A 25288-nucleotide genomic window follows, 5' to 3' on the forward strand; every position below is an offset into this window, starting at 1 on the left:
TTATTTTCAAAGTATCAGAAATGTTGTGGATTGCCTGATACTTCGAGGACTAGTAGTGCCTGAACAAAAGTCACAATTACTACGTACAGCTCAGCGACAGGCCAGGACGATTGTTGAACTGTCAGGCTGTAAATTAAATCAAGCGCAAATGACATTAGCGATAGACGTATATGGGTATAAATCTTGGGCTAAGTTAAAACATAGTATTGATAGTGGTCAATTAACGGAAGAAAAAGTTTGCCTTCTTTCACATGAACACGCGAATCCAGCTTTGCTGATTGATACTATTAAATCTTTATGGCCAAGCTGGCAAAGCGGATTTGCCAAAGTAAGCTATTTGAAAAATGTTAGTTCTTTGACCTTAATAGCTTCTATATTGAAAATTGATCAGGTTGATTTAGAGAAGATAATTGATATAGACTAATTTCAATCGTAAGCAATTTGCTTATGGCTGGGCTGTGCGGACAGCCTGTGCCACCAAAATGACGAAGCCGAGCATCCGCAACATTTTATCTAATGATTCAACGTAAGCCGTGGTTGGGTGGACTGCTGCTTACAGGAGATCATTATGACGAAATGTAATTGCCTAAAGCGCGAATATTCAGAGAATTTAAGCCTCACTCCACTTCAGAAATCCGCAATTAAACGTATGCCTTGCGCAGCTTATGATGTTGAAGATACACATGACTATTTCGCAAAGGTTTTAGCTTTTGCATATCGAAATGAATCAATATTTGATTTTACTGAGCAGCTTGGTAAATGTATTAGCTATGTTCTATTTCATTTAGAAACTATCAATGACATGGCAGGCGAGTATTCTTTTTAAAATATTGGATTTCATACAAAGGGGAGCTCAAAGTTCCAATACACGAGTTGCCTTACTTCTTCCAAGATAAAGAGCATTTATATTTATGCAGGTTAAATGCTCTTTTTGCATCATTAGATGCTGATGGTGATTATTCAACCCTCAACGAAATTTTGGATGGATGTAGTATCGATAAGCAAGAATTTCGTACTCTTATTCAAAGGGTCGCTCCAGGGTTATATGAAGATTTTGACTTGAATAGCTCTTTGCCATTTTCATTTATTGAAAAGCTAAGAAATAGTCCTGAGTGGCTTCAGTATGAAGAATTATTGAAATATTATAGTTGAGCTATAGGGCTGCTAAACTGGGAGAGCTTGGGTGATTGTTAAATTTAAAAAGTGTAAAGAATGAGCTAATTGAGGCCAACTTTAAGCGTTAATTTTACGGAATGATCTGTTTTGTAAGAATAAAATTATAAAAGAACACTAGTAAAAGTTTGTTTGTTTCTTAAAAACAATGACTTAAATGGATTCATTCACTCACTCATCCAGTCAGATGAGGATTTTTGGCAGTTACTTCCGTTCTAATTGGTGACATAACAAAAACTGTGTAATTAGTTTTTAAGAAGCCCTGCATTAGCGGGGCTTTTTTTATGTGTGAGAATTAATGCTTAACCTAATACCAACCCGCAATAATACTTAATCATTTTGAGGGATTAAACCTGTCGCTAACTACGTTAAAAATTTCTCATTTAGAACAACTAAATAACGAAATTATTGCCTTGTTATCAACGAGGTTTTATTGCCTCAAAATAGACTACTTAATTAAGCGGATTGGTATAAAAGCAAGTTGGTAGGCGGAATTGGCTATATTCAAAACCTGGTCTAAATTTATAAAATCCTAATCCACTACTTTTCTATTATTTATGCAATTTTTAAGGAAGATAAGTTTTCAACAGGCGCTAGCAGCGGTTATCGCTTTTGCTTTAGTTGTCATGATTGCAGCTTCTTATACTGTTATTAATGAGTCACTAGCTAGAAAAAGCACCGTTGAGAAAGATGCCGTATATATACGTGAAGCTTTAATGATTGATGAGATAGCTCACGAAACGGCTGTTGAACGAGGGTTAACGGCAGGTCTCATCGGCTCGGGCTACAGTCAAAATAAAGAGCGTGTTGCTCAGCAGCGTTCAGTGGTCGATAAAGCGTTTAACAAATTTGCTCGCTATACCCAAGAACAAAAGCTTTCATCAACATTATTCAAAGCCGTATTGGCGAAGCATGAAGTGATCACAACGCTTAGGGAGAGCGTCGATAAGCAACAAGGTCAACATGCATTTGTTGTTTATTCAGATTCAAACAAGTTCATGCTTGATGTGGCTAACCGACGCGTTTCGCAGGTCAAACAAAGTGAAGCGATTGCGTCTGGTCTTGCGATAATCGAAATGTCTTTATTAAAGGAAAGACTGGGGCAGGTGAGAGGTAAAGTGAATGGCGTTTTATCTTCCAAGTCTATTTCTGAAAGTAATCAATTGCTTATCAGAAGCTATTTTCACAACATTGAAGAAACCTTGTTTCTGCTTTCTTTAACACTTACAGATGATGCGGATCAAAAGTGGTTAGCAGAATTGACTAACTCGCAAACTTATCAAGATGTAAAAAGCATTGTTGAAAAACTTAACCAAGAAAGCGGCGAGTTAGCCCAAAACTATCCAGCACCAGCGGATTGGTTTGCTCAGTCGACCGAGTTAATAGGCAAAATCCGCAAACATATTCTGCAGAAGCAGCAAAACCTAGAAGCGCTCATAGAGCACGGTCGCAGTAGTGCACATACAGCGGTATATGCCACAACTGGTTTTGCCATTGTTCTTATAGGTTTGTTCCTCGCGTTTGGATTATTTGTTATTAAGTCGCTGGCTAGGAAAGTAACGAGGGTGCGAGATGTCATTGGTAACATTGCCACGAGCCATGATTTGGGAGTAAGAATTAACGATAATTCAAGTGATGAAATTGGTTCAATTTCCAGAAGTGTTGATGAGCTTGTCGATGCGCTTACCGATTTAATTAGGCAAGTTCAGCAATCAAATAACACCAGTGAATCCAGTGTTAAGTCGTTAATCTCGTTTGCTAAAGAGCTGTCTTTACGTGTTGAAAATATCAACTCAACAACGACAACGTTGCACGATAACTTCACAAGGTTATATAGCCAGATTGAACAAATCGCGGTATCTGCGGAAGAAAGTTCTAAAAACACCACAAAAGCCAATGATTTATCCGCAAGCACCAAGCAAATCATCGGTAAGAATAAAGCAAGTATTAGTTCGTTGTCAGATTTGATCCAGCAAGCGCATGAGCAATCGGATGCCTTAAGTGCCAAGACTAATAGTATTCAATCTGTGCTTGATACGATTTCGAGCATTGCAGAACAGACTAATTTACTTGCTCTTAATGCAGCAATAGAGGCTGCTAGGGCAGGAGAGCAAGGCCGTGGCTTTGCAGTCGTTGCTGATGAAGTGCGTGGTTTAGCTACACGCAGTCAGGCCTCAACATCTGAAATCTCTTCTGTATTAGATGATATAAAGCAGCAAGTTCAGCAGTTGCAGGTGTATATGGAGAATACCTCTGAATCAACACAAATGGTCAGTGATAATAGCGAGAAAGCGCTAACGAATATTGATATTTTAACTGACAATATCAGCGATGTGAGCAGACAAACAAACACGGTGTCAGACGCGATTGAATTGCAAAGCCAACTTGCTGAAGAAGCAAGCAAAGCAAGTCAGGATATCACGGCAAATATGCATGATGTGCAAAATGAATTAACGTTACTTTCAAAGCTTATCGTTGATTTAGAAAATGCCCAACAAAGAACCTCTAATGCCGTCAATATGTTTAAAGTTAATTAATAAGCAAGACTAACTGAACTGCTGCGGTCAGTATTATTAATATCCCTCTGAAAGTAATAGCTAAGATTTAAAGCCAGCCCATGTGTTGGCTTTATTAATAACTCAAACTTTGTTGCTACTCCTTTAGGTGGGCTTTGCTGGTTACAAAATAATTATCATTAACCCTTTTTGCTAGGTGTTTAAAATTACAAAACTTTTGACAGCGTTATTTCTAGGATAATTCTGAAATTGCTTTTAATCGCCCTGCAGCCTTGTATTTATGGGGTTCTTGAACAACACTTTGTGTATGTTTGGGCAACTAACCTGTGAAATGAAACGAGACTTAACTTCACAAATAAAGCAACCGGAGGCCATTTATATGGCGGCCGCGTTTTTGCTATTAGTTGTTTTTAATATTTTCTTAAGTGATGTGTTGCACGATAAAGTTCATCGCACAGGTACTGAGCTTGCAAAGCAAGTGTATGAATTAAATCTCGACCCGATTGCTTCGCAAGATATTATTGCGACCTTGGTAAAGAGCCAAGGCTTTGCAATGAGTGCCAGTGATGTGCCACATAACTTTGCAAATTTTATTAACCTTGAGCAAGAGGTGTTTAGCTACAAAACGGTTAATCTGCGCTTGTTTCATTGGCCTTCTTGGCTGGTTGAAAGTCACTTATTTTTGTTCTTGAATCTAATATTGCTTGGCACTGGGTATTGGGGTTTCCGCTGGTGGAAAAAAATGTTCAAGCAGTTAGCGGTGGTTGAAAAACCAGTTATTAAACCATTTGAGCCCTTGGGCACTCAGTTGGCGGCAAAGAAAATAGCCCCTCCAAAACCTTTAGGTCATCAAGATTTAAATATTTTGTATGGTGTGCCAACTAACTACAATCATTTGTTTGCACTGTTTTTTTGGAAAAATCCATTTCCTGCTAATCTCGACGTTGATAATTACTTTAAATTAGTCATAGCAAAGGGATTTGGTGAGCTAGTAAATCGCTCTGTTAAATTACTGCCATCGGGTGGCGTTGCGGTGACATTAAACAGTGTGCCTGCCACAGAAGTTGATAAATACACCAAGCGATTACATCAGGTTATTTATCAAGCCTGTTTAAACTACCGTAGTGACTTGTCGCGATCGGATATAAAAATAGGCGTGTGTAATTACCGTACGGGAGCTGATCAGGCGGTAGTCTATCAGCTTACTAAATCGGCATTAGCACTGGCTAAACAAAGTGCTTGGCAGCATATTCATCGTTTGCCTTTTGGGCATACGCAGTCAAGTATGCTCGCAGATAGTAAAGAGCACCTTTTTGAGTACATAAAGAAAAAACATTTTATGTTGTTTTTTCAGCCTTTATTCGACTTACAAACCGGCGACATTTTACAGCATGAGGCGTTGATCCGTATTCGTCACAAGAGTTTAGGCTTACTTGCGGCTAGGCATTTTATTCCTCATATGAGCAGTAAAAAAGATGTTTTGTTATTGGACCAAACTGTTATTTCTCAAGTGAAGAAAATGCTGAAAAACGAAACTGGCCCGTTGACTGTTAGTATAAACTTGCACGCAATGAATTGGTTTAATGACGAGTTTTGGATATGGTTTAAACAACAAATGGTCGAATTTAAAAGTGCAGAAAAACTGCAGTTTGAACTCAGTGAAGACGATTATTTAAAACAGCACAAAAAGCTCAGTGATCAGTTCGAGTGTTTAGAAAAACTGTCGGCAGGCATTGTCATTGATAATGTGCGCACTGCTGAGCATTTAGCGACTTACAAAAATATTAAAAATGTTTGCAGTATTAAGTTGGCATTTGAGCTAATTCATAATATTGACACCAACACGCAGCAGCAAAAGATGGTTAAGCAGATAATCAACAAAGGCTCTGAGTTAAACTTTCCTGTTTATGCAGTTGGAGTAGAAACTCAGAACGAGCTAGCGACTTTAAAAAATCTAGGTGTCATTGCTGCTCAAGGCTTTTATTTTGCTGAGCCATTGCAAAAACTGGCGGATATTACACCTTACAGTTAGTCAATTAGTCCTCGGTACTTAAGGCCATCTAACCCTTGTAGCCCACCAGTATGAACTGCAATGATGTGCGTTCCTTCACTAAAGTAACCTTGTTCTATTAATTGCCAAACGGCATAGAGCATTTTGCCGCTGTAGATTGGCTCAAGCGGAATTGCGTGTCGCTCACTAAAAGTTTGGCAAAATTGCCACAAAGCATCGCTAAACTTTCCGTAGCCACCATCATGAAAGTCGCAAAGCAGCTGCCAGTTTTGTTGCTGATTTGCTTTATTACTTAGCTGCTTTATCTCATCAATTAAGTAGTGTGCTTGCTTTAGTACTGCGACACCTAACAGCGTTGTGTGTTGTGGTGCACCCTCAATTAAACCTGCTAGTGTTCCGCCACTACCGGTTGGGCAAACAATCACATCAGAGCTTGGTAGGTTTTGCGCTAATTCTTTACAGCCTAAAAGTGCGGCTGTGTTAGTGCCGCCTTCTGGCAATATGTAGGCATTTGGAAACTGCGCTTGTAGTTGTGCTAAGTAAGTTTGGTCGTGCCTTAACCGGTAGGTAATTCGATTTACGGGGTGTAAGCTCATACCGCATAGCTTTGCGTAGTTGAGTGTTGGATTTGCTTCGTCTAATTCAGGGCCGCGAATAATACCGTGAGTTTTAAAGCCAAATAGTTTACCCGCAGTTGCCGTGGCATGAATATGATTTGAAAATGCACCACCAAAAGTGAGTAGTTCAGACTTCCCCTGTTGCTGCATCGTATCTAAGTTAAATTTGAGCTTACGCCATTTGTTGCCACTAATTTGCGGATGAATAAGATCATCTCGCTTGATGCTCAGCTGAATTTTACGCGCAGCTAATAAGGGGTGATGAATTGATTGTACTGGTGATTCGAAAGAACTATTCACGGCATTAATTTTCATAAAAAAACACGCCTAATTGTAGCAAAGTCGTCTTACAGATAGAAATTAGTCAATTAAACTCAAATGATTTTGTTATTTACTGGCATCAACTAAGGTAATAGATGTAAACTCAGATAATAATTGAACAAAGCTTGTGTTTTGCCTTGCAAGTACATAGCATAAGAGTTTAATTATAAAAAAATAATAATGACCAAATAATTGCCGCTTTTTGGGAATGGAATATATGCGAATTGCTCCTTTATCTCTGTTAATTTCAGTTAGTTTGCTAGCAACTAGTGCATTTGCACAAGATACTGCTACGGTAACTGGCATTGAATCAGAGATCAGTAAAAAACAAGCCGAATACGATAACTCGACCTTAATCCTCGAAAAACACCTAAAAGAAGAAAGTCAGTTACAAAAACAACTCGAATTATTGCGCGCCCGCTCAACAGAGCTAGACAAAGAAAAGAATCAAGCGCTAGATGCAATGAACGAGATGTATCGCCGATTGATTGATGACCCAACGCTTGATATCAGTAATGCACAGTCGCGTTATCAAAAAGCGGTGGTTGATCATAAACAAAACAAAGATGATATTTCGATGCAATTGGCGGCAATTGCTTCGCATAGAAAAGATATCGAGCAAATTCGTGTATCAAAGCATACCCAGTTAAACACCTTAGAAAGTTTAAAAGAGCAGTTAGCAACGGCACGTGTTGAACGTTTACGTAATGAGTTTACGCGTGAAGGCACGTTAGAGGTTAATCACACAATTAACTGTAAGCGCACCGAAACACTTGCTGCCTGTGAGCAGCGTGGTCAGCAAATGGGCTTACAAAAAGCCACTAAACGCTTTGTAGACCAAATTTTTGCTAACTTAACTGAAGAGCGTTTAGTTGAACCAAAACGTAACCTTGCTGGTGCACAAGTTAAGATTTTAAGTAGTCATGTAGTAAATAGTGCTTTCAGTGGTCAAGGTAACTACAACGTTAACTTAAGTGTGACGATGCGCGGTGACGTAAACAGCAGCCGTTTATGCAGCTTACTTAATTTAGATAACCGTTTTTGTGCAGATTATGGCTCGCCACTGGCAGGTAACTTCCAACCAAACTACGGCACCACATATTCTGATAGTCAGTTAACATTCAGTGACTCTCAGGATAATAGCCAGGTGGTATCGGTTTCGCGTATGAGCGAACAACCAGTAAGCGATTACTCTGTAAAAAAGCCAGTAAAGGTTGAACCATTACCTGATCTAAAAAAATCTAAAATGGTTGAAATAACACTGCGTTCAAATGTTTATGATGACGAAGTGTTTATTGATGGTGTGAGCTATGGCGCAACTAGGTTAACGACATCATTACCAAAAGGTTTTCATGATATTGAAATTCGCAAACGTGGATATAAAAGCTACAAAGCGCGAATTGATCTGCGTAAAGCACAAACCATTAATGCAAACCTAGTAAAAGTGCCTGAACCTGTAGTTGCAGAAGTGACTGCGGTACCAGAGCAACCAGTCACAGCACCTGTTGCGAGTATTGTTAGTAAAACCAGTTCTGCCAGCATTGTGGTTATCCCTGCTGGTAAATTTAAAATGGGTGATATTAACGGTAATGGTTTAGCGAATGAGCGCCCTGTAGTAGAAAAAACCATTGCAAGTTCATTTGCAATGCAAAGCAAAGAAGTAAGCGTAGGTGAGTATGAGCAATTCGTTGCGAATACAGGCTACAAAACAGAAGCAGAAAAAGATCGCGGCTGTGCGTATTATTTAAATGGTGAACCAGTATGGGAAGCAACTCTAAACTGGCGTAACCCAGGCTTTGATCAAGAAAGTGATTTTCCGGCGGTTTGTTTAACTTATAACGATGCCAAAGCGTATGCAGATTGGTTATCGGGTCAAACAGGTCAGCTATTTCGTTTACCTAACGAGGTTGAGTGGGAATACGCTGCACGTGCAGGTAAAGAAACTGAATACCCTTGGGGTAACGAAATTGGTAAGAATTTAGCGAACTGTGGCTGGTGTGGTAGCGAATGGTCAAACAAGAGCGCAGCACCAACAGGGTCGTTTTCTCCTAACGCATTTGGCCTATACGATACAGTAGGTAATGTGTGGGAATGGACAAACAAAAAGTCAGGACAGTCTGATGTGGCTGTTCGAGGCGGTGCATGGAATTTTGCTCCTAGCCTAGCACGCGTATCAACGCGCTTAATCTTAGCGCCAGATTTTCGTGCAAACTATATCGGTTTTCGTTTAGTACGCGAACGATAAGAATTTAAAAAGGAAGCAATGGATGCTTCCTTTTTTAGCATTTTAATTAAAGCAGTTGCGCTTTTTCATGATTAGCATGATAGAGTGAGAGCAGCTAGTATAAGAACGAATTTTCAAAGGTCATCCAGCCTCATGTTTAAAAAACTCCGTGGTATTTTTTCAAACGATCTATCGATCGACTTGGGTACAGCCAATACCCTAATTTATGTAAAAGAAGAAGGTATCGTATTAAACGAGCCTTCAGTTGTTGCTATTCGTCAAGAGCGTGCTGGTGGCCCTAAGAGCGTAGCATCTGTAGGTACCGAAGCTAAGCAAATGTTAGGTCGTACTCCGGGTAACATTAAAGCGATTCGTCCAATGAAAGACGGCGTTATTGCTGATTTCTACGTGACCGAAAAAATGCTGCAACACTTCATTAAACAAGTGCATAACAACAACTTTATGCGCCCAAGCCCGCGTGTTCTTATTTGTGTGCCTTGTGGTGCAACACAAGTCGAAAAGCGTGCTATTCGTGAGTCTGCAATGGGTGCAGGTGCTCGTGAAGTATATCTAATCGAAGAGCCAATGGCTGCGGCTATCGGTGCAGGTTTACCTGTATCTGAAGCAACCGGTTCAATGGTTGTTGATATCGGTGGTGGTACAACTGAAGTTGCTATTATCTCATTAAATGGTGTGGTTTACTCTTCATCTGTACGCATTGGTGGTGACAAATTTGATGAAGCTATCATCAACTATGTACGCCGTAACTTTGGCAGCTTAATTGGTGAAGCAACTGCTGAAAACATTAAGCACCAAATTGGTTCGGCTTTCAAAACAGATGAGCCAATTGAAATTGAAGTACGTGGTCGTAACCTAGCCGAAGGTGTACCGCGTTCATTCACGCTGAACTCACACGAAATCTTAGAAGCACTACAAGAACCATTAATGGGGATTGTGAGCGCGGTAATGGTTGCTCTTGAGCAGTCTCCGCCAGAGCTTGCATCTGATATCTCTGCACACGGTATGGTATTAACCGGTGGTGGTGCATTATTGAAAGACCTAGACCGCCTATTAATGGAAGAAACAGGTATTCCGGTTGTGGTTGCTGATGATCCATTAACCTGTGTTGCGCGTGGCGGCGGTAAGGCATTAGAAATGATTGATATGCACGGTGGTGACGTATTTAGCTACGACTAATGAAGTTACTGTTTGGTCGTACCATCTCTTTGCAGCTGCGACTTTTTGTCGCAGTGCTTTTGAGTGTCGTGTTGATCGTGGGCGATCGCTACACTCAAGGTGGTACAACAATTCGCACCAGTCTAAATACCCTAGTTAGCCCACTTATTTATCTTGCCAATTTGCCGTATGAGCTATTTAGTATTGGCGCGAAGAATCTGCATACCCGCGAACAGCTATTAACCGAAAACGAAGCGTTAAAAAAGAAGCAGTTATTACAAAGCGAACAACTACAACAACTGTCATTTTTATCTCGTGAAAACGATAAATTACGCGCTTTACTCGGTTCATCGGCTAAGCAATCAAATCGTAAAATCATTGCACAAGTCCTCTCTGTTCATTCAAACCCGTATAGCCACCAAGTGGTTATTAACCGTGGTACAACGGATGGCCTAAGTGAAGGCCAAGCAGTGATTGACGAAATGGGTGTAGTGGGGCAAATCACCCAAGTCGGGTCGACGACTTCTCGCGTATTGCTAATGACCGATACAACCCATGCCACACCTGTGCGTATATTACGTAATGATGTGCGTACCGTGGTTGAGGGCATTGGCAAAATTAACGTGGTAAAGCTGTCGCATGTGCCGCATAGCCTTGATGTTCGCATTGGCGATATCTTGGTTACGTCTGGTCTTGGTGGCACCTTCCCAGAAGGTTATCCGGTTGCCGTGGTGACCGAAATTAACCGTGATGAAGGGCGTCCATTCGCACAAGTTTATGCTGAGCCAATTGCGCAACTTGACCGTATTCGCTTATTGGTTGTGCTGTGGCGCAATCAGCAGGAGAACATCAGCAATGAATAGTCGTCACTCTTTGCTGATTGCTATCAGTATCTTTTTTGCATTGGTAATGGCGCTAATGCCGTTACCAATTTCGTTTGAACCGTACCGCCCAGACTGGGTGTTAATGGTATTAATGTATTGGTCGTTAGCGGTGCCGCATCGTTTAAATATTGGCACAGCTTGGGTCGTTGGGCTATTGATGGACCTTGCCTCTGGCTCGCCTCTCGGTGTGAACTCACTGACTTATTCGGTGTGTATATTTATCACTGCGAGTAACTTCCAAAAAATTAGAAACTTTTCTTTATGGCAGCAAAGCATTTTAATTGCTTTGTTTTTAACGCTTTACCACCTAATGCAATTTTGGCTAAACCACTTTTTAATGGGCGTTTATTTTAGCCCGCATTATATGTGGCCAGTGCTAACCGGCATGCTTTGTTGGTGGTGGATATTCTTAATTTTGCGTAAATATCGCCGTCATTTCAGGATTAGATAATGCAAACCGCAATTTATTTGGCGTCTGCATCACCGCGCCGAAAAGAGTTGCTCAGCCAACTTGGCGTTGAGTTTTCTCAATTTAGCGTTGATGCTGATGAAAGCCAATTCCCAAACGAAGCCCCTCGTGATTATGTAGAGCGCCTAGCCAGACTCAAGGCACAATCGGGCGTTGCTATGGGTTACACAGACCGCCCTGTGCTTGGCAGCGATACCGTGGTTGTCATTGACGATACTGCACTTGGTAAACCGCTAGACCAAACTGATTTTACCGCCACCATGAAGCGCTTATCTGGCCGCACTCATCAAGTCATGACCGCTGTGGCAATTGCTGATAGTGAGCAAGTAAAAAGTTGTCTTGTGATCACCGATGTTACATTCAAGCCACTTAGTGATGCTGAAATTGATGCTTACTGGCACAGTGGCGAGCCGCAAGATAAAGCCGGTGGTTATGGTATACAAGGCCTAGGTGGGCGCTTCGTTAGCCATATTTCGGGTAGCTATTTTGCGGTTGTCGGCTTACCTTTATATGAGACAGAGCTGTTATTAAACGAATTTTTAAGAGGGTAACATGAGCACTGAATTACTGATCAACGTTACACCGAGCGAAAGTCGCGTTGCGCTAATTGAAAACGGCGTACTGCAAGAGATCCAACTAGAGCGAATTGGCAACCTTGGGATCGTGGGCAATATTTACTTAGGTAAAATTAGTCGCGTACTTCCGGGTATGCAGGCTGCGTTTGTCGACATTGGCTTAGATAAGGCGGCTTTTTTACATGCATCAGACATTGTTAACAGTGCCTCAATTGTAGAAGGCGTTGACGAGCAGCCAATCAAAAAAGTACAAGATATCCGTGAGCTTGTGCGCCAAGGTCAATACATCATGGTGCAAGTGGTTAAAGATCCTCTGGGCACCAAAGGCGCACGTTTAACGACCGATATCACTATTCCTTCTCGCTACTTAGTGTTTATGCCAGATGCAACACATGTGGGTGTAAGCCAGCGCATCGAAACTGAAGAAGAACGTTTACGCTTAAAGAAAATTGTTGCTGAGTATGGCGACGAAGATGGCAGCTTTATTGTTCGTACAGCGGCTGAAGGGGCGTCTGAGGCAGAGCTGCGTCATGATGCGGAATTCTTAAAAAAGCTGTGGCAAAAAATCGTCACTAAGCGTAAAAAGATCAGTAAAGAAAGCATCTTGCATGAAGACTTAACACTGGCGTTTCGTACGCTACGTGACTACGTTGGTGAAGACATGGAGCGTATCCGTGTTGACTCGAAATTAACGTATCAAGAGCTTAAAGAATTTACTGAAGAGTTTGTGCCTATCTTATCGGGAGCACTTGAATATTACCCAGGTGAGCGACCTATTTTCGACTTGTTCGATGTTGAAACCGAAATTCAAAAAGCGCTACACCGTAAAGTTGAGCTTAAATCAGGCGGTTATTTAATTATCGACCAAACTGAAGCGATGACGACTGTTGATGTCAATACCGGGGCATTTGTTGGTCATCGTAACCTAGAAGAAACCATTTTTAATACCAATATCGAAGCAACGTCTGCCATTGCCCGTCAGCTGCGTTTGCGTAACTTAGGCGGCATCATTATTATCGATTTCATCGATATGATCAGTGATGAGCACAAACGCCGAGTCTTGCATTCGCTTGAGTCTGCGCTCGCAAAAGATCGTGCAAAAGCCAACATAAATGGCCTATCTGCACTAGGCTTAGTAGAGATGACCCGAAAACGTACCCGCGAAAGCTTAGAGCATATCCTTTGTGACGTATGCCCTGCGTGTTCGGGGCGTGGTTCACAAAAAACCGTAGAAACAGTTTGCTACGAAATCTTGCGTGAAATTGTTAGGGTAAACCGTGCTTATGCAGCTGATAAGTTTATGGTTTATGCCTCTCCATCGGTAAGTGAAGCACTGATCAATGATGAATACCACAACCTTGCCGAGCTGGAACTATTTATCGGTAAGCAAGTCAGTATTCAAACAGAGAGTTTATACAACCAAGAACAGTTTGATGTGGTAATGATGTAATGAAGGCAAAAACGGTCTGCTTTTATTGTTTACGTAAGTTATGGCAAGTCTTTGCTATCACTCTCGTACTGCTGGCCGTTATTGTCTCGGTAGTGAAGTACTCACTGCCTTACGCGAATGACTACAAAGATGATATTGAAGCGTTTCTGTATGAACGCTTTGACGTAAACTTAGCGATCGGTTCTATCTCAGCCAGCTGGCAGGGTAAGGGACCCGCTTTAGTTATCGAAGATATTTCGTTTGAAGATAACCAAACCTCACCCATCGCACTCACCATCGATAAAGCAAGCCTTGAGGTTAATTTATGGGAATCTATAAAAACCCGTCAGCTTAAATCGAGCTACTTTGTTATTAATGGTTTTCATGCTGATGTTGATTTACCCACCATGCTTGATCTGGGCAATAACCAGCAAACAGGCAGTTTTGAACAAAAAGAATTGATCGAAAGCCTGTTCCTTGGTGAAACGGGTCACTTTGCGGTGCAAGACAGCAGTTTGAACTTTACCCTTAGTGACGGTAAAGAGCGTAAGCTGATCCTTGAGAACATTGTCTGGCAAAATACCCCTGAGCAACATCAAGGTTCGGGCACATTAGCGTTACCGGGAATTTCAGTGGGTAGCTTTGATGCCCGCATGGCACTGAATGGATCGACCCTCGAAACCATGGCTGGCGATATCTATGTGCAAGCGGCGAACGTCGATGTGTCTAAGTGGCTGGCACAATATATTAATACCGACAAGCAGCAACTTAATTCCGACATCAATTTACAAACCTGGTTTAGCCTTGAGAAAGGCCTGATCAGCGATGTGAAAGTGCAGTGGCTACCGAGTTTCATCAACTGGCAACAAAACCAAGAAGCACATCAAATTAGCTTGAGCGAAGGTGGTTTTCATTTATTTCCAAAGCAAGACGGCTGGCGCTTAAAAAGCACCGGACTCACCTTTGAAAGCGATTTAAAACAATGGCCGACCTTACAATTTGAAGCTCAACTTGGTGATAAAAGTCAAATTTGGCTAAAGCAATTTGATTTTGCATTGCTGGCAAAGTTATCGCAGTTAAGTAACTTTGAAGTGCTTGCCCCGTTTTTAGCGCGTCAACCCAATGGTCAGTTAAGTGATGCCTACCTTGAGTTCGGTCAACAAGATAACTGGCAGCTTTGGTTCCAAGGCGAGCAAATTAATTGGCTGGCGCTACAAGGTATTCCGGGCGGTCAAGCTATTCGTGTTGATGGCTTAATTAATCAAACTGCTGGTCGAATTCAGCTATATGGCGAGAATAACCAACTGTTGACCAATGGCAGCTTTAGTCAAGATATTGCCTACAATCAATTAAATGTTGAACTCGACCTACACCATTACGATGATGGCTGGCGTATCAGTAGCGATAATATTTGGCTTGATAACGACGAAGTGACTGTGGCTGCAGAGATGATGCTAAGCCTGACTGATGAGCCGCGGTTAGATTTATATGCCGAAGCTTACGCGGCGGATGCCAAAGTCGCTGGGCATTATTTCCCGTTACCTGTGATGAGCGAAAAGCTAGTTAATTACCTTAATGGCGCAATTAAGGGCGGTGAAGTCAATAAAGCTCAAGTGCTGTTCTCGGGGCCATTTAAAGGGTTCCCGTTTAAAGAGCAGCAAGGTCAATTTGAAGTATTGGCGAATGTTGAAAATGCTAAATATAAGTTTTCACCAAGCTGGCCTGAAGTTGAAGATGCCAACGTCATTTTACATTTCGAAAATGAGCGCATGGATATCTATAGTAAGTCGGGCAAACTGGTTAACCTCTCTCTAGGTGAGAGTGTCCATGTCAGTATTGCTGATTTAATGAATGCAGAAATCCTAAAAGTTGCCATTAATAAACGTGCTCATGGCGATAAGCTTAATCCTTTCTTCACGGCGACTCCGCTTGCCAAGCCTTTGGCGAGTGTTTTTGAAGTTGTGCAACCACAAGGCGAAGCAACTGCCGATATTGAGCTGTTAGTTAATTTACGTTCGGGTCATGTTGATGCGATAGGTGAAGTTGAATTGGCTAATATTCCGGTTTACCTTGCACAGCCAGGTATCACCCTTAACCACATGACCGGTATTGTTAAGTTTAATAACGATAAAATAGACTTAAAAAATGCCAAAGCAGATTGGATGGGCATGCCACTTACTGCCAACTACAACAGTGAAAATGTGGCTGATACCTATCGCGCCGAAATTGCGATAAAGCTGGCCCTTGAAGCTGAACCTTTGATTGAACAAGCCCATGGTTTATTGGCCGGTTACTTAAGCGGTCAAAGTGATGTTGATATAAATGTGTCGCTTAACTTTTTACCTAATGACTTTAATTACCGCGCCGATGTAAGTGGTAATTTAATCGGTGTAACTAGCCAGCTACCTGCACCTTATAACAAAGGCGCAGAGCAGAAATGGCCATTAACTGCGATCGTGCAGGGTGACCATATCTCTAATTTGATCACCGCAAATATCGATGAGCAGTTATTCTTTAATGCGATTTTAGATAACGGCGAAAAGAAATTTAGTAATGCCCATTTAATTTTGGGGGCACAAGATTTAGGGCTTAATCGTGAAGGTTTTGCAGTATCTATCGATTTACCCGAAACTGAAATAGTGCCTTGGTTTGGCTTAATTGATCAGATTATTGCGCTTACCAAAGTTAAGTCAGATGCGCCAAGTGTGATGCCTACGTTCAATAACGTAACGGGTAAATTTAATAAACTGGCACTACACAATATCGACTTTAATGATTTTGAATTTCGCTTAGCGCCAAAACAATCAGACTTAGAGTTAAAGCTAAATGCCAAAGAATTACGTGCCGACGCACTTATTCCAACCGGTGAAACGCGCAGACCAATTCAAATTTTTACTGACTACCTGCGTATTAATTTTAACGAAGTCGCAGAGCAAACAGAGCAAGACTCAGAACCAGAAGATTTAAGCTGGTTAACCCATGTCCCAGTCATCGAGTTTAACTGTGAAGATTGTAAAGTCGCTGAGTATCAGCTCGATAAAATTAAAAGCAGCTTAGTTGGGGAGGGCGATAAACTCTTGTTTACTGAGCTGGTTATCGACAAAGGCGACCACGTATTACGTGGTAAAGGGCAATTTGCCGATGGGCAAACACGCTTTAGTGGTAACTTACAAAGTGACGATATTGGCGAGTTATTTGATGAGTTTGATATCACCACCACAGTAAAAGATTCAGATGCCAATATTAAGTTTGATCTTGCTTGGCAAGGCGCACCTTATAGCTTTGATGTGCCAAGTTTAGCCGGTGAGTTAGATTGGCGTTTAGGTGAAGGGCACCTTGCTGAGATCAGTGATGGTGGTGCGCGAGTATTTTCATTACTGAGTTTAGATTCGTTAGTGCGTAAGCTGAAACTGGATTTTAGAGATGTATTCTCTAAAGGCTTTTTCTATAACAGCATGCAAGGCACCATGCAGCTAGAAAAGGGCATTGCTTACACTCAAGATACCAAGCTTGATGGTGTGCCTGCTGATTTAACGATTAAAGGCCATACTAATTTAAACACCTTTGAAATTGATTACGACCTAGCAGTCGCACCGCAGGTGACGTCGAGTATTCCTGTTATTGTGGCCTGGATGGTTAACCCAGTAAGTGGCCTTGCGGCGCTGGCAATCGATAAAGTGATTCACTCGGCGCGGGTGATTTCAGAGATCAACTTTAAAGTAACAGGCAGTATGAATGACCCAGTTGTGAAAGAAGTGGATCGTAAGAGCCGTGAAGTGACGTTACCGCAAGCTGCGCAAAGCCAGCCGCAGTCGTCGACGCAATTAAAATTAAAAGATGCCGCATCTTCAGCGAGTTTAGATAATAATGAAGGCTAATCCTCACCCACAGGTTGTTGCAGTACAAATGTGCTCAAGCATGAATGCTGAGCAAAACCTCGCTTTTCTAGCACAGACATTATCAACGCTTCCTGCAACTCGGCCATTGCTAGTGTGTTTACCCGAAAGCTTTTTGATCTTTAGTAAGCAAAGCCAAGCTAGCTATCAATTAGGTCTACAAAGTGAGGCATATAAAACGAAACTTGCCGATTTATGCAAGCAACATGATATTTGGTTAGCCGCTGGCACCCTGCCTGTTTCGCAGCAAAATGGTAAGTATCTAGCCGCCTCGTTTTTATTCAATAACCAAGGCGATGTGGTTGCACAGTACAATAAAATTCATTTATTTGATGTGGATGTTGCCGACACTACGCGCAGTTACCGTGAGTCTGATGCGACGCAAGCAGGCAACGATATTGTGGTGGTTGACTCGCCATTTGGTAAAATTGGCTTAGCAGTATGTTATGATCTACGTTTTAGTGGCTTATTCACCGCCATGCAGCGCCAAGGGGCTGAGCTTATTTTAGTGCCCAGTGCCTTTACCACCGTCACCGGTGCTGCTCATTGGCATATTTTATTAGCTGCGCGGGCAATCGAAACTCAATGCTATGTGGTTGCCGCAGCACAGTGGGGCGAGCATGAAAATGGCCGCCACACTTATGGTCACAGCATTATTATTTCACCATGGGGAGAAACGCTCAGTGAGCTTGCCTCTGGTACCGGGTTTATCAGCCATGAGCTTGATTTAAACCGCTTGAATACAATTCGCCAAGACATGCCTGTGCAGTCTCAGCAACGATTTAGAGAGCATTTATTATGAACACGGTTGAACAGCATTTATTACATGACAGCCAACTTACGAGAGAAGAATTAGAAAAAACGCTCGCTTTTATTCATCAGCACCAAGTTGACTATGCCGACCTGTATTTTCAATCGAGTCACCACGAATCTTGGGTGCTTGAAGATGGCTTAGTAAAAGAAGGCTCATACAACGTTGAGCGTGGTGTGGGTGTGCGTGCTGTTAGCGGTGAAAAAACCGGTTTTTCATACTCAGATGCGATTAACCTTGAAGCGTTAAACAAAGCCGCAACGGCAGCGCGCAGCATTGCCAATGCTGGCGAAAACAAAACGATTCAAGTATTCAGTGATGTAGCTGCTAAACAACAGTATGCGCCGCATCAACCAATTCAAAGCATGAGCAACGATGACAAAGTAAGCCTGCTACGTGAACTTGAAAACTATATTCGTCAATTAGCGCCGGATGCTGAGCAAGTGATCAGTTCAATGTCGGCGGTTTATGAAGAAGTGTTAATTGCTGCAAGTGATGGCACCTTTGCCACCGATATTCGCCCGCTTATTCGCTTAAACTGCTCAGTGTTACTTGAGAAGAACGGCCGTCGTGAGCGCGGTGGTGCAGGGGGCGGTGCGCGTTTAGATTATGGCTATTTTAAAGAGTTAGTCGATGGCAAACCGCGTTGGATGGAATACGCCGAAGAAGCTGTTCGCCAAGCAAAAGTAAACCTAGAAGCAATCGATGCACCTGCCGGTAGCATGGAAGTCGTGCTAGGCGCAGGTTGGCCGGGTGTGTTACTACACGAAGCGGTAGGCCATGGCCTAGAAGGTGACTTCAACCGTAAAGGCGCATCTGCGTTTAGCGGTAAAGTAGGTGAAAAGGTGGCATCTGAGCTGTGTACAGTCGTGGATGATGGCACCATTGCTGATCGCCGTGGTTCATTGAACGTGGATGACGAAGGGACGCCTGCTGCGTATAACGTGCTTATTGAAAACGGTATTCTAAAAGGCTACATGCAAGATAAGCTAAATGCGCGTTTGATGGGTGTTAACCCTACTGGTAATGCACGCCGAGAATCGTACGCTCATTTACCTATGCCACGTATGACCAACACCTATATGTTAGGTGGTGAGCACAGCCAAGCTGATATCATCAGCTCGGTGAAAAAAGGTATCTTCGCGCCTAACTTTGGTGGCGGCCAAGTAGATATTACGTCAGGTAAGTTTGTATTTAGTGCCTCTGAAGCCTACTTAATTGAAAACGGTAAAATCACGCAACCTATCAAAGGCGCAACACTGATTGGCAATGGCCCAGAAGTGATGCAGCAAATTTCGATGGTTGGTAACGACCTAGCGCTTGATAAAGGTGTTGGCGTGTGTGGTAAAGATGGCCAAAGCGTACCTGTAGGTGTAGGGCAACCAAGCCTTAAAATTGATAACCTAACCGTGGGTGGCACGGCTTAAAACCATTTATTATATGGCAGGTTAAATTCTTGACCTGCCTCACTTATCCTCGCTTTCTGTTTACACAAAAACTTACACAAATTTTGTATCAATAAAGGTACTTTGCCGTTAACTTAATTGTGTGAGCTAACCTATTGCTTACAGCAAAAATAAAAATAGCATTTTAGGATCAAGATATGAAAGCAATTCCAATTGTACTCGCACTTGCTATGCTTGCAGGCTGTGCATCACAGGCCGTGGTTGATGGGGCTGAAAATGAAATCTACGCTGAGCATGAATGTTTAGGTGGTGAACTCGAAACTGATTACACCTATACCATTTATAGCACCGAAGATAACGACAGCAAAAAAGGCGCGGTCAAATCGACTTGTCATCCAGTAAAAACCGAAAGTGAATTCGAGCGCGATTTACGTAACGGTGGCTAAAATCACGCTTTAAAGTGGCTTAACCGCAGATTTAAGCCACTGTTATACATGTTGCTAAATGCTAATAAGCATCCATATACCTGCAGCAATCATAAATAGGTTCTCACTCAGTGAGATAAAGCCGAGCGGCACATTACTGTCGCCACCAACACAGGCGCATTTTAGCTCTCGCTTATCGATATACACAGCCTTAATAACCGATATCGCACCTATACCACCAATAAATAATGAAAATGGTGCAACAGCTAAGGCTGGTAGTTTAGCCACCATACCTAACGCTACATACGCCTCGATAAATGGATAAGCATAGGCATAGGGCACGATACGCATCGCCAGTAAGTCGTAGGTAATAAATGAGTTAGAAAAGCTGAATAAGTCTTGCAGCTTTTGTATGGCTAATACCGCCATGGATAATGCAACGAACAGCATCAGATTTTGCATAGAAAATAAAGCTTCACCGCTGGCATAAGTAAAACCGCAGCTTAGTAGCATGGTCACTGCAAAAATCGCTAAAACAGGCGTATAACTGGTACCTTGCTGACCTGCCTCAGGTAGAATAAAAAAGTCGCGCAAATCATCGTAACCGCCAATACGTTTATCATTGATAAAGGTTTGTGGTGTGGTTTTTACATCATGCTGCTGTTTGAATTCGTCAGTTTGCTCACGGCTGGTTAAATGACGATCATCAACATCGTAACCATGACGCTCTAATTAATCTTTTGATTTTAAACCGAATGGGCAAATATGCTCATCGGTCACCATGCGATATAAAATTGCAGACTTAGACACCGTGCCTCCTTGTAAAAACGCCTTGTTTACTGCGTAATAAGTGCTTAATTACACAGTAAATAAGGGTAATTTATTGCTATAACTGGTTACTTTATTAACAGTTACAAGGTTTGTGCCAGTACTGTTTACTGCTTAGTTATGGTTAAAACAGCATCCATCACCGGATCGATACCTGCAAAGTAGTCTTTTGCAGAAAGCGTAATTGGCATATCGGGTGCTAACCAAATACGATGGTCTTCCGCGCGGCTTTGCTGGTGGAATTGGCTCGAAATAAGGCCTGTTTGTTTACTGTATGGTAGATTAAACCAGCCTGCTTCTCCTGCCACATTAGGGCGGGTGCCTGATGATTCACCTACAAAAATCGCTGGCACTATATTGGCAATCTTAACTGCTACATCATGACCTGCCGAAAACGTATTGCGGCCAATTAATATAAATAACTTTCCTTGTGGCTTTAATACTTTAAAAAATGCGGCCGTTGCCACCAAAGGCGGGGTGAGCGAGCCATTACCACCACTGTTATGGCGAAGATCCAATACCAGATGCTCAATATCATCGTGTTTGATTTGTGCTTGTAGCTGCATGGCAAATTCAGCAAGGGTGAGATCTTTGCTATTACGCACATCATTGAATTGCACATACAGTAATTTATTTGTTTTTATTTGTTCGCTCCAAAACGGTGTATTGTTTTGTGCTAAGTATCTAAGCGTGGGGTGTTCAGCAAGTTTTGGTAACTTAGGAAAGCCTGCAAATTGCATTGATTTATGCGCTGGTGTAACTGTGGTGATAGCGCCTTTTGGTGAGCTGAGCGTGAGTGTTACCTCGTTACCTTTGCAAATGCCAAGCCCGTTTAGCACATCAAGCAAACTTAAATAATAGGGACCCAACCAAAGGGTTTGCATTTCATTATCGCGAGCATTAACACGCTTAGTTAACTCAAGAGCTTGCTGGGCTGGTGTATCGGCAAATGCCTCAACTTTATAGCCAACATATTGTTGGTAATCGCTACTCGCTTTGGTGATGTATAAGCCGTCACTAAATTGATAAAACTGAAATGGTAGTTGCTGAAAGTTGCCTTTTTCACCCCATGCTGGGATCAATAGATTATGACCATTGCCAAGTAATGCAATTAGCTCCATAAACTGAAAAACAATTTGCTGATCAGTCAGTTCAGGAATCGATTTATCAATCTCAGCTACTTTTTCTGCAAACTGTTGTGAGCTCATGTTTTGATACATTGCCACGTGTAAACGTTTAATTTCTGCGACTAAAAACGCTAAATCGGCGCGCCATTTTTGATCTCGATTGAGTTCAGTATCCAAATTATTACCCGCAAGTGATTTATAACTGGCCGATTGCGCAAAGCGTTCAAAGTGAGGATTAATACCAGCTTTAAATAAGCTGGTGCCAGCTAGTGTTGGGCGGTCATCCCATCTAGATGCCAGTGCTTTTTTAAGCCAATATTCAGCTTGCAGTTGGTTATTAAGCTCTGCGTATGCCTCTGCGATTTTCACCATTAAATCGTTCGGATTACTGGCCCCATTAGGAATGCCTTTTAAGCTAGTTCCAATTGCAAGTGCGCGTTTCAAAGCATTGCTGGCATTTTGATAATCGGCCAATTGAAAATAACTGAGACCAAGTAAATACCAAGTATCGCCATCATGTTGATATTCATTAATGAGCTTTTCTGTGAGTTTATTCACCTGAGCCCAGTTTTGTTGTTTAGCAAACTCTATTGCTGCTGTTTTCGATTGAAAGTAAGCGATTGGGTCGCTTGCACCAACACGACTTGGTTGTACTTTTAAGGCTTGATTCGTTACTTCTAAAGAGTGATTCGTTGCAAACGCAAAACCCGAAAAGTTTATTAATAGGCACAATGTGAGTAGTAAAAAATAGGACTTGTTCATCAGGAGTCTCAAAGCTGTTTTTTGTTTAAATTAGCGTTTGGGTTGTAAAAAAGCGTCCTAAAATAGGATTTAGGACGTTTTTTGTCTGTTTTATGAGCTAATTATTTTGCGTTTGCTTCTTAAATTGACTCGGTGTTAATCCCGTTTCTTTTTTAAACACGGCATTAAACGTCGATTTAGAATTAAAGCCAGCTTGAAATGCCAGCTCTATCAGGCTGAGTTTTTGAGGTGAGTCTTGCTCTATTTCGCGTTTAACATCATTCACTCTATGCTGGTTGATGTACTCACAAAAGTTGTTTCCCGTTGTGCTGTTAATAGCCCAAGATATTTCTTTACTACCGAGTCCAGTTTGATTTGCTAAGTCGTTCAGTGAGAGCCTAGGTTGTCGATAAAGCGATTCGTTAATAATCAAGTCATCAATGGTTGAGAAAATTTGCTGTGCAAGTTGCTCGTCAGACGAATCAGTTTGTTCAGCTTCGGGTTCTTCAGACAATGTGACTGGCTCGAATTGAAAGCTATTTTTGATGGTGTGAAACAACAAAAAGCTAAACATTAGCAGTAACAGTATTTCGTTTAATAAATACCAGTGCATCTTTAAATCGAGTGGCGTAATTGGTTGCGCATTCATGCGCAGCAAATCGAATATGACAATAATGGCAAAAATAAATAATGCTTTGATCAGCCACTTTAATTTAAGGCTCTCAGCATCTGATCGCGCATGCATAAGTTGTTTGTGATAGCGCTTTAAAATGCCATAAGCAAAGTAAAAGTAGCCAAGTTGACTGAGCGAACCAAGTAAAATAATCGCTTGCGTGTAATGGGTAAAGGCTAAGGAAATAGCCGCAGGAATTAAGTGTACCGCGTAGTGTGATGTTTTAAAGGGCTGTTTACCTGTAATCGACAAGGTAAAAAAGTAAATCATAGGCCCATACAGTAATGTAAACGCTGGGGTGATTAAGTAACTAGAAAACCCTAATCCTTCTAACAGGTTAAAGGCGCACACACAGCCTTGGAATGCAAACAACAGCACCAAGGAACGACTTTGTTTTTGGCTATTAATTAATAATGCACCAAATAACATTTGAAACAAAAAGATGCACTGGACAAGGTGCACAGGGAATAAAGTGATTGATTGCAAAGTAGTTTACGTTTTTATTCTTTTAACTGAGTTTAACAACTCACCCTCACTTTGTAATCATAGGCATAAAAAAACCTTGTGGCAGCACCACAAGGTTTTAAAATTGACTCGTAACGCGAATTTATCTCATCGTTACAAATTCTTCAGAGCCAGTCGGGTGAATTGCCACAACAGCATCAAAGTCTGCTTTGGTTGCGCCCATCTTCATTGCAACGGCAAAGCCTTGGATCATTTCATCAACGGTAAAGCCAATGCCGTGTAAGCCAACAACTTTTTCGTCTTCGCCTGCACACACTAGCATCATGTTACATGCTTGGCGGTGCTGAGTAACCGCTGTGTACATTGCTGCAAAGCTTGATTTATATACTTTAACGTTATCGCTGCCGTATTGATCAATTGCTTGCTGCTCTGTTAAACCAATTGTGCCGATTGGTGGATGGCTGAATACCACTGTAGGCACTAGCTCGTAATCCATTTTTAAATCATCAGGTAATTCTTTATTGAATAAACGCTCTGATAAAATACGACCCGCTTTAACGGCTACTGGCGTAAGTTCGATACCGTTTTCGATGATATCGCCAACTGCGTACACGTTTTCAGCAGTGGTGTTTTGGAATTCGTCTACTTTAACGTAACCGCCTTCAGTTACTTCAACACCTGCCGCTGCAAGGTTGATCTTGTCAGTTGTAGGTGTACGGCCAATTGCCCAAATAACTTCATCAACGTTTTGGCTGTGACCATTTTCAAAGTGAATTGTTAAGCTACCATCGCTTTCTTTAACCACTTCTTTTGGTGTGCACTCAGTGTGAAGAGTCGGGCCTTCTTTAGCCATGATCTCGACAAGCGTATCAACAATGTATGGGTCAAAAGTACGAAGCGGTTTGTTTTTACGAACAAACAAGTGTGTTTCTGTACCAAGGCTATGAAGTACACCTGCGATTTCAACGGCAATGTAGCCTGCACCAACCACAGCAACACGCTTAGGCTGTGCGTCTAGTTCAAAGAAGCCGTTCGAATCAATGCCAAGCTCAGCGCCTGGGATATTAGGAATAGTAGGGCGGCCACCAACAGCAACAAGAATATGGTCTGCTGTGTATAGCTCACCATTTACTTCAACTGTTTTGTTATCAACAAACTTAGCAAAGCCATTGATTACAGTTACACCATTGCTAGATAAGTATTTGTTGTAACCTTGGTGAATACGACCAATGTAAGCTTCGCGGCTTTCAACTAATTTAGCCCAGCTAAAACCTTTTAATTCAACATCAAAGCCGTAGTCAGGTGCATATGCGTTAATTGCTTCAGCAATTTGTGCGCCGTGCCACATTACTTTCTTTGGAACACAACCCACGTTTACACAGGTGCCACCCATGTGTTTTGCTTCAATAAGAGCGACTTTTGCGCCACGCATTGCTGCACGGTTTGCAGAGGCAATACCGCCACTACCACCACCAATTGCAATGTAATCAAAATGCTGAGCCATAGTTTGTCCTCAAAAAT

Annotated in this window: 18 protein-coding genes and 1 pseudogene; 14 read left to right on the forward strand and 5 right to left on the reverse strand. The window is 41.9% G+C overall.

Translation table 11 applies throughout. The features are described 5' to 3' along the window. The first annotated feature begins 55 nt into the window (after positions 1 to 55). The 4 genes from P4S60_RS01495 (at position 56) to P4S60_RS01510 (ending at position 5721) form a co-directional block, all read left to right on the forward strand. Positions 56 to 424: a hypothetical protein gene (locus tag P4S60_RS01495; protein ID WP_069020078.1), complete on the forward strand. Its 369-nt coding sequence runs from the start codon at positions 56 to 58 to the stop codon at positions 422 to 424. Between the two features lie 144 nt (positions 425 to 568). Continuing rightward, a complete protein-coding gene (locus tag P4S60_RS01500) occupies positions 569 to 826 on the forward strand; it encodes a hypothetical protein (protein WP_337114787.1) in 258 nt (85 codons plus the stop codon). A gap of 904 nt (positions 827 to 1730) precedes the next feature. Next, on the forward strand, positions 1731 to 3710 hold the full coding sequence (locus P4S60_RS01505) for a methyl-accepting chemotaxis protein (protein ID WP_337114788.1): 1980 nt from the start codon (positions 1731 to 1733) through the stop codon (positions 3708 to 3710). Between the two features lie 358 nt (positions 3711 to 4068). Then, positions 4069 to 5721, forward strand: coding sequence for an EAL domain-containing protein (locus tag P4S60_RS01510; protein ID WP_337114789.1), 1653 nt, complete (start codon positions 4069 to 4071; stop codon positions 5719 to 5721). Here P4S60_RS01510 and P4S60_RS01515 read toward each other — a convergent pair. Next, positions 5718 to 6632 (reverse strand): 1-aminocyclopropane-1-carboxylate deaminase/D-cysteine desulfhydrase, encoded by a 915-nt coding sequence (locus P4S60_RS01515; RefSeq protein WP_337114790.1) that lies wholly within the window; start codon positions 6630 to 6632, stop codon positions 5718 to 5720. The genes P4S60_RS01510 and P4S60_RS01515 overlap by 4 nt on opposite strands. Positions 6633 to 6855: 223 nt before the next feature. Here P4S60_RS01515 and P4S60_RS01520 point away from each other — a divergent pair, with 223 nt between their 5' ends. The 10 genes from P4S60_RS01520 (at position 6856) to P4S60_RS01565 (ending at position 19954) form a co-directional block, all read left to right on the forward strand. Further along, positions 6856 to 8883 (forward strand): SUMF1/EgtB/PvdO family nonheme iron enzyme, encoded by a 2028-nt coding sequence (locus tag P4S60_RS01520; RefSeq protein WP_063699886.1) that lies wholly within the window; start codon positions 6856 to 6858, stop codon positions 8881 to 8883. 132 nt (positions 8884 to 9015) lie between these two features. Next, complete coding sequence (locus P4S60_RS01525) at positions 9016 to 10059, forward strand: rod shape-determining protein (RefSeq protein ID WP_054552787.1); 1044 nt, start codon at positions 9016 to 9018, stop codon at positions 10057 to 10059. Then, positions 10059 to 10901, forward strand: a complete 843-nt coding sequence (mreC, locus tag P4S60_RS01530) for a rod shape-determining protein MreC (RefSeq protein WP_337114791.1) — start codon at positions 10059 to 10061, stop codon at positions 10899 to 10901. The genes P4S60_RS01525 and mreC overlap by 1 nt, the downstream gene beginning before the upstream one ends. After that, complete coding sequence (gene mreD, locus P4S60_RS01535) at positions 10894 to 11373, forward strand: rod shape-determining protein MreD (protein WP_054552785.1); 480 nt, start codon at positions 10894 to 10896, stop codon at positions 11371 to 11373. Before mreC ends, mreD begins: the two co-directional genes overlap by 8 nt. Further along, entirely contained in the window at positions 11373 to 11942 is a 570-nt protein-coding gene (locus tag P4S60_RS01540) for a Maf family protein (protein WP_063699884.1), read from the forward strand. The genes mreD and P4S60_RS01540 overlap by 1 nt, the downstream gene beginning before the upstream one ends. Position 11943: 1 nt before the next feature. Continuing rightward, positions 11944 to 13416 carry a ribonuclease G gene (gene rng / locus P4S60_RS01545; RefSeq protein ID WP_063699882.1) on the forward strand — a complete coding sequence of 491 codons (1473 nt, stop codon included), beginning with the start codon at positions 11944 to 11946 and terminating at the stop codon, positions 13414 to 13416. Continuing rightward, positions 13416 to 17273: a YhdP family protein gene (locus P4S60_RS01550; RefSeq protein WP_337114792.1), complete on the forward strand. Its 3858-nt coding sequence runs from the start codon at positions 13416 to 13418 to the stop codon at positions 17271 to 17273. Before rng ends, P4S60_RS01550 begins: the two co-directional genes overlap by 1 nt. Then, positions 17263 to 18093: a carbon-nitrogen hydrolase family protein gene (locus tag P4S60_RS01555; protein ID WP_119853844.1), complete on the forward strand. Its 831-nt coding sequence runs from the start codon at positions 17263 to 17265 to the stop codon at positions 18091 to 18093. The genes P4S60_RS01550 and P4S60_RS01555 overlap by 11 nt, the downstream gene beginning before the upstream one ends. Next, positions 18090 to 19529: a metalloprotease TldD gene (tldD, locus tag P4S60_RS01560; protein ID WP_063699876.1), complete on the forward strand. Its 1440-nt coding sequence runs from the start codon at positions 18090 to 18092 to the stop codon at positions 19527 to 19529. The genes P4S60_RS01555 and tldD overlap by 4 nt, the downstream gene beginning before the upstream one ends. A 176-nt stretch (positions 19530 to 19705) precedes the next feature. Then, the gene (locus P4S60_RS01565; RefSeq protein ID WP_171038288.1) at positions 19706 to 19954 is read left to right on the forward strand and encodes a hypothetical protein; all 249 of its coding nucleotides are present in this window, start codon (positions 19706 to 19708) and stop codon (positions 19952 to 19954) included. A 54-nt stretch (positions 19955 to 20008) separates the two neighbouring features. On the opposite strand, the pseudogene P4S60_RS01570 reads toward P4S60_RS01565, so the two are convergent. The 4 genes and pseudogenes from P4S60_RS01570 to gorA form a co-directional block, all read right to left on the reverse strand. Next, positions 20009 to 20743: pseudogene (locus P4S60_RS01570) on the reverse strand (MauE/DoxX family redox-associated membrane protein). Between the two features lie 125 nt (positions 20744 to 20868). Beyond that, entirely contained in the window at positions 20869 to 22650 is a 1782-nt protein-coding gene (locus P4S60_RS01575; RefSeq protein WP_337114793.1) for a hypothetical protein, read from the reverse strand. Between the two features lie 97 nt (positions 22651 to 22747). Beyond that, the gene (locus P4S60_RS01580) at positions 22748 to 23731 is read right to left on the reverse strand and encodes a helix-turn-helix domain-containing protein (RefSeq protein WP_337116810.1); all 984 of its coding nucleotides are present in this window, start codon (positions 23729 to 23731) and stop codon (positions 22748 to 22750) included. Between the two features lie 178 nt (positions 23732 to 23909). Then, positions 23910 to 25271 carry a glutathione-disulfide reductase gene (gene gorA / locus P4S60_RS01585; protein ID WP_337114794.1) on the reverse strand — a complete coding sequence of 454 codons (1362 nt, stop codon included), beginning with the start codon at positions 25269 to 25271 and terminating at the stop codon, positions 23910 to 23912. Positions 25272 to 25288 lie beyond the last annotated feature (17 nt).

The sequence above is a fragment of the Pseudoalteromonas sp. Hal040 genome, assembly GCF_037162425.1.
Taxonomy (GTDB): Bacteria; Pseudomonadota; Gammaproteobacteria; order Enterobacterales; family Alteromonadaceae; genus Pseudoalteromonas; species Pseudoalteromonas gelatinilytica.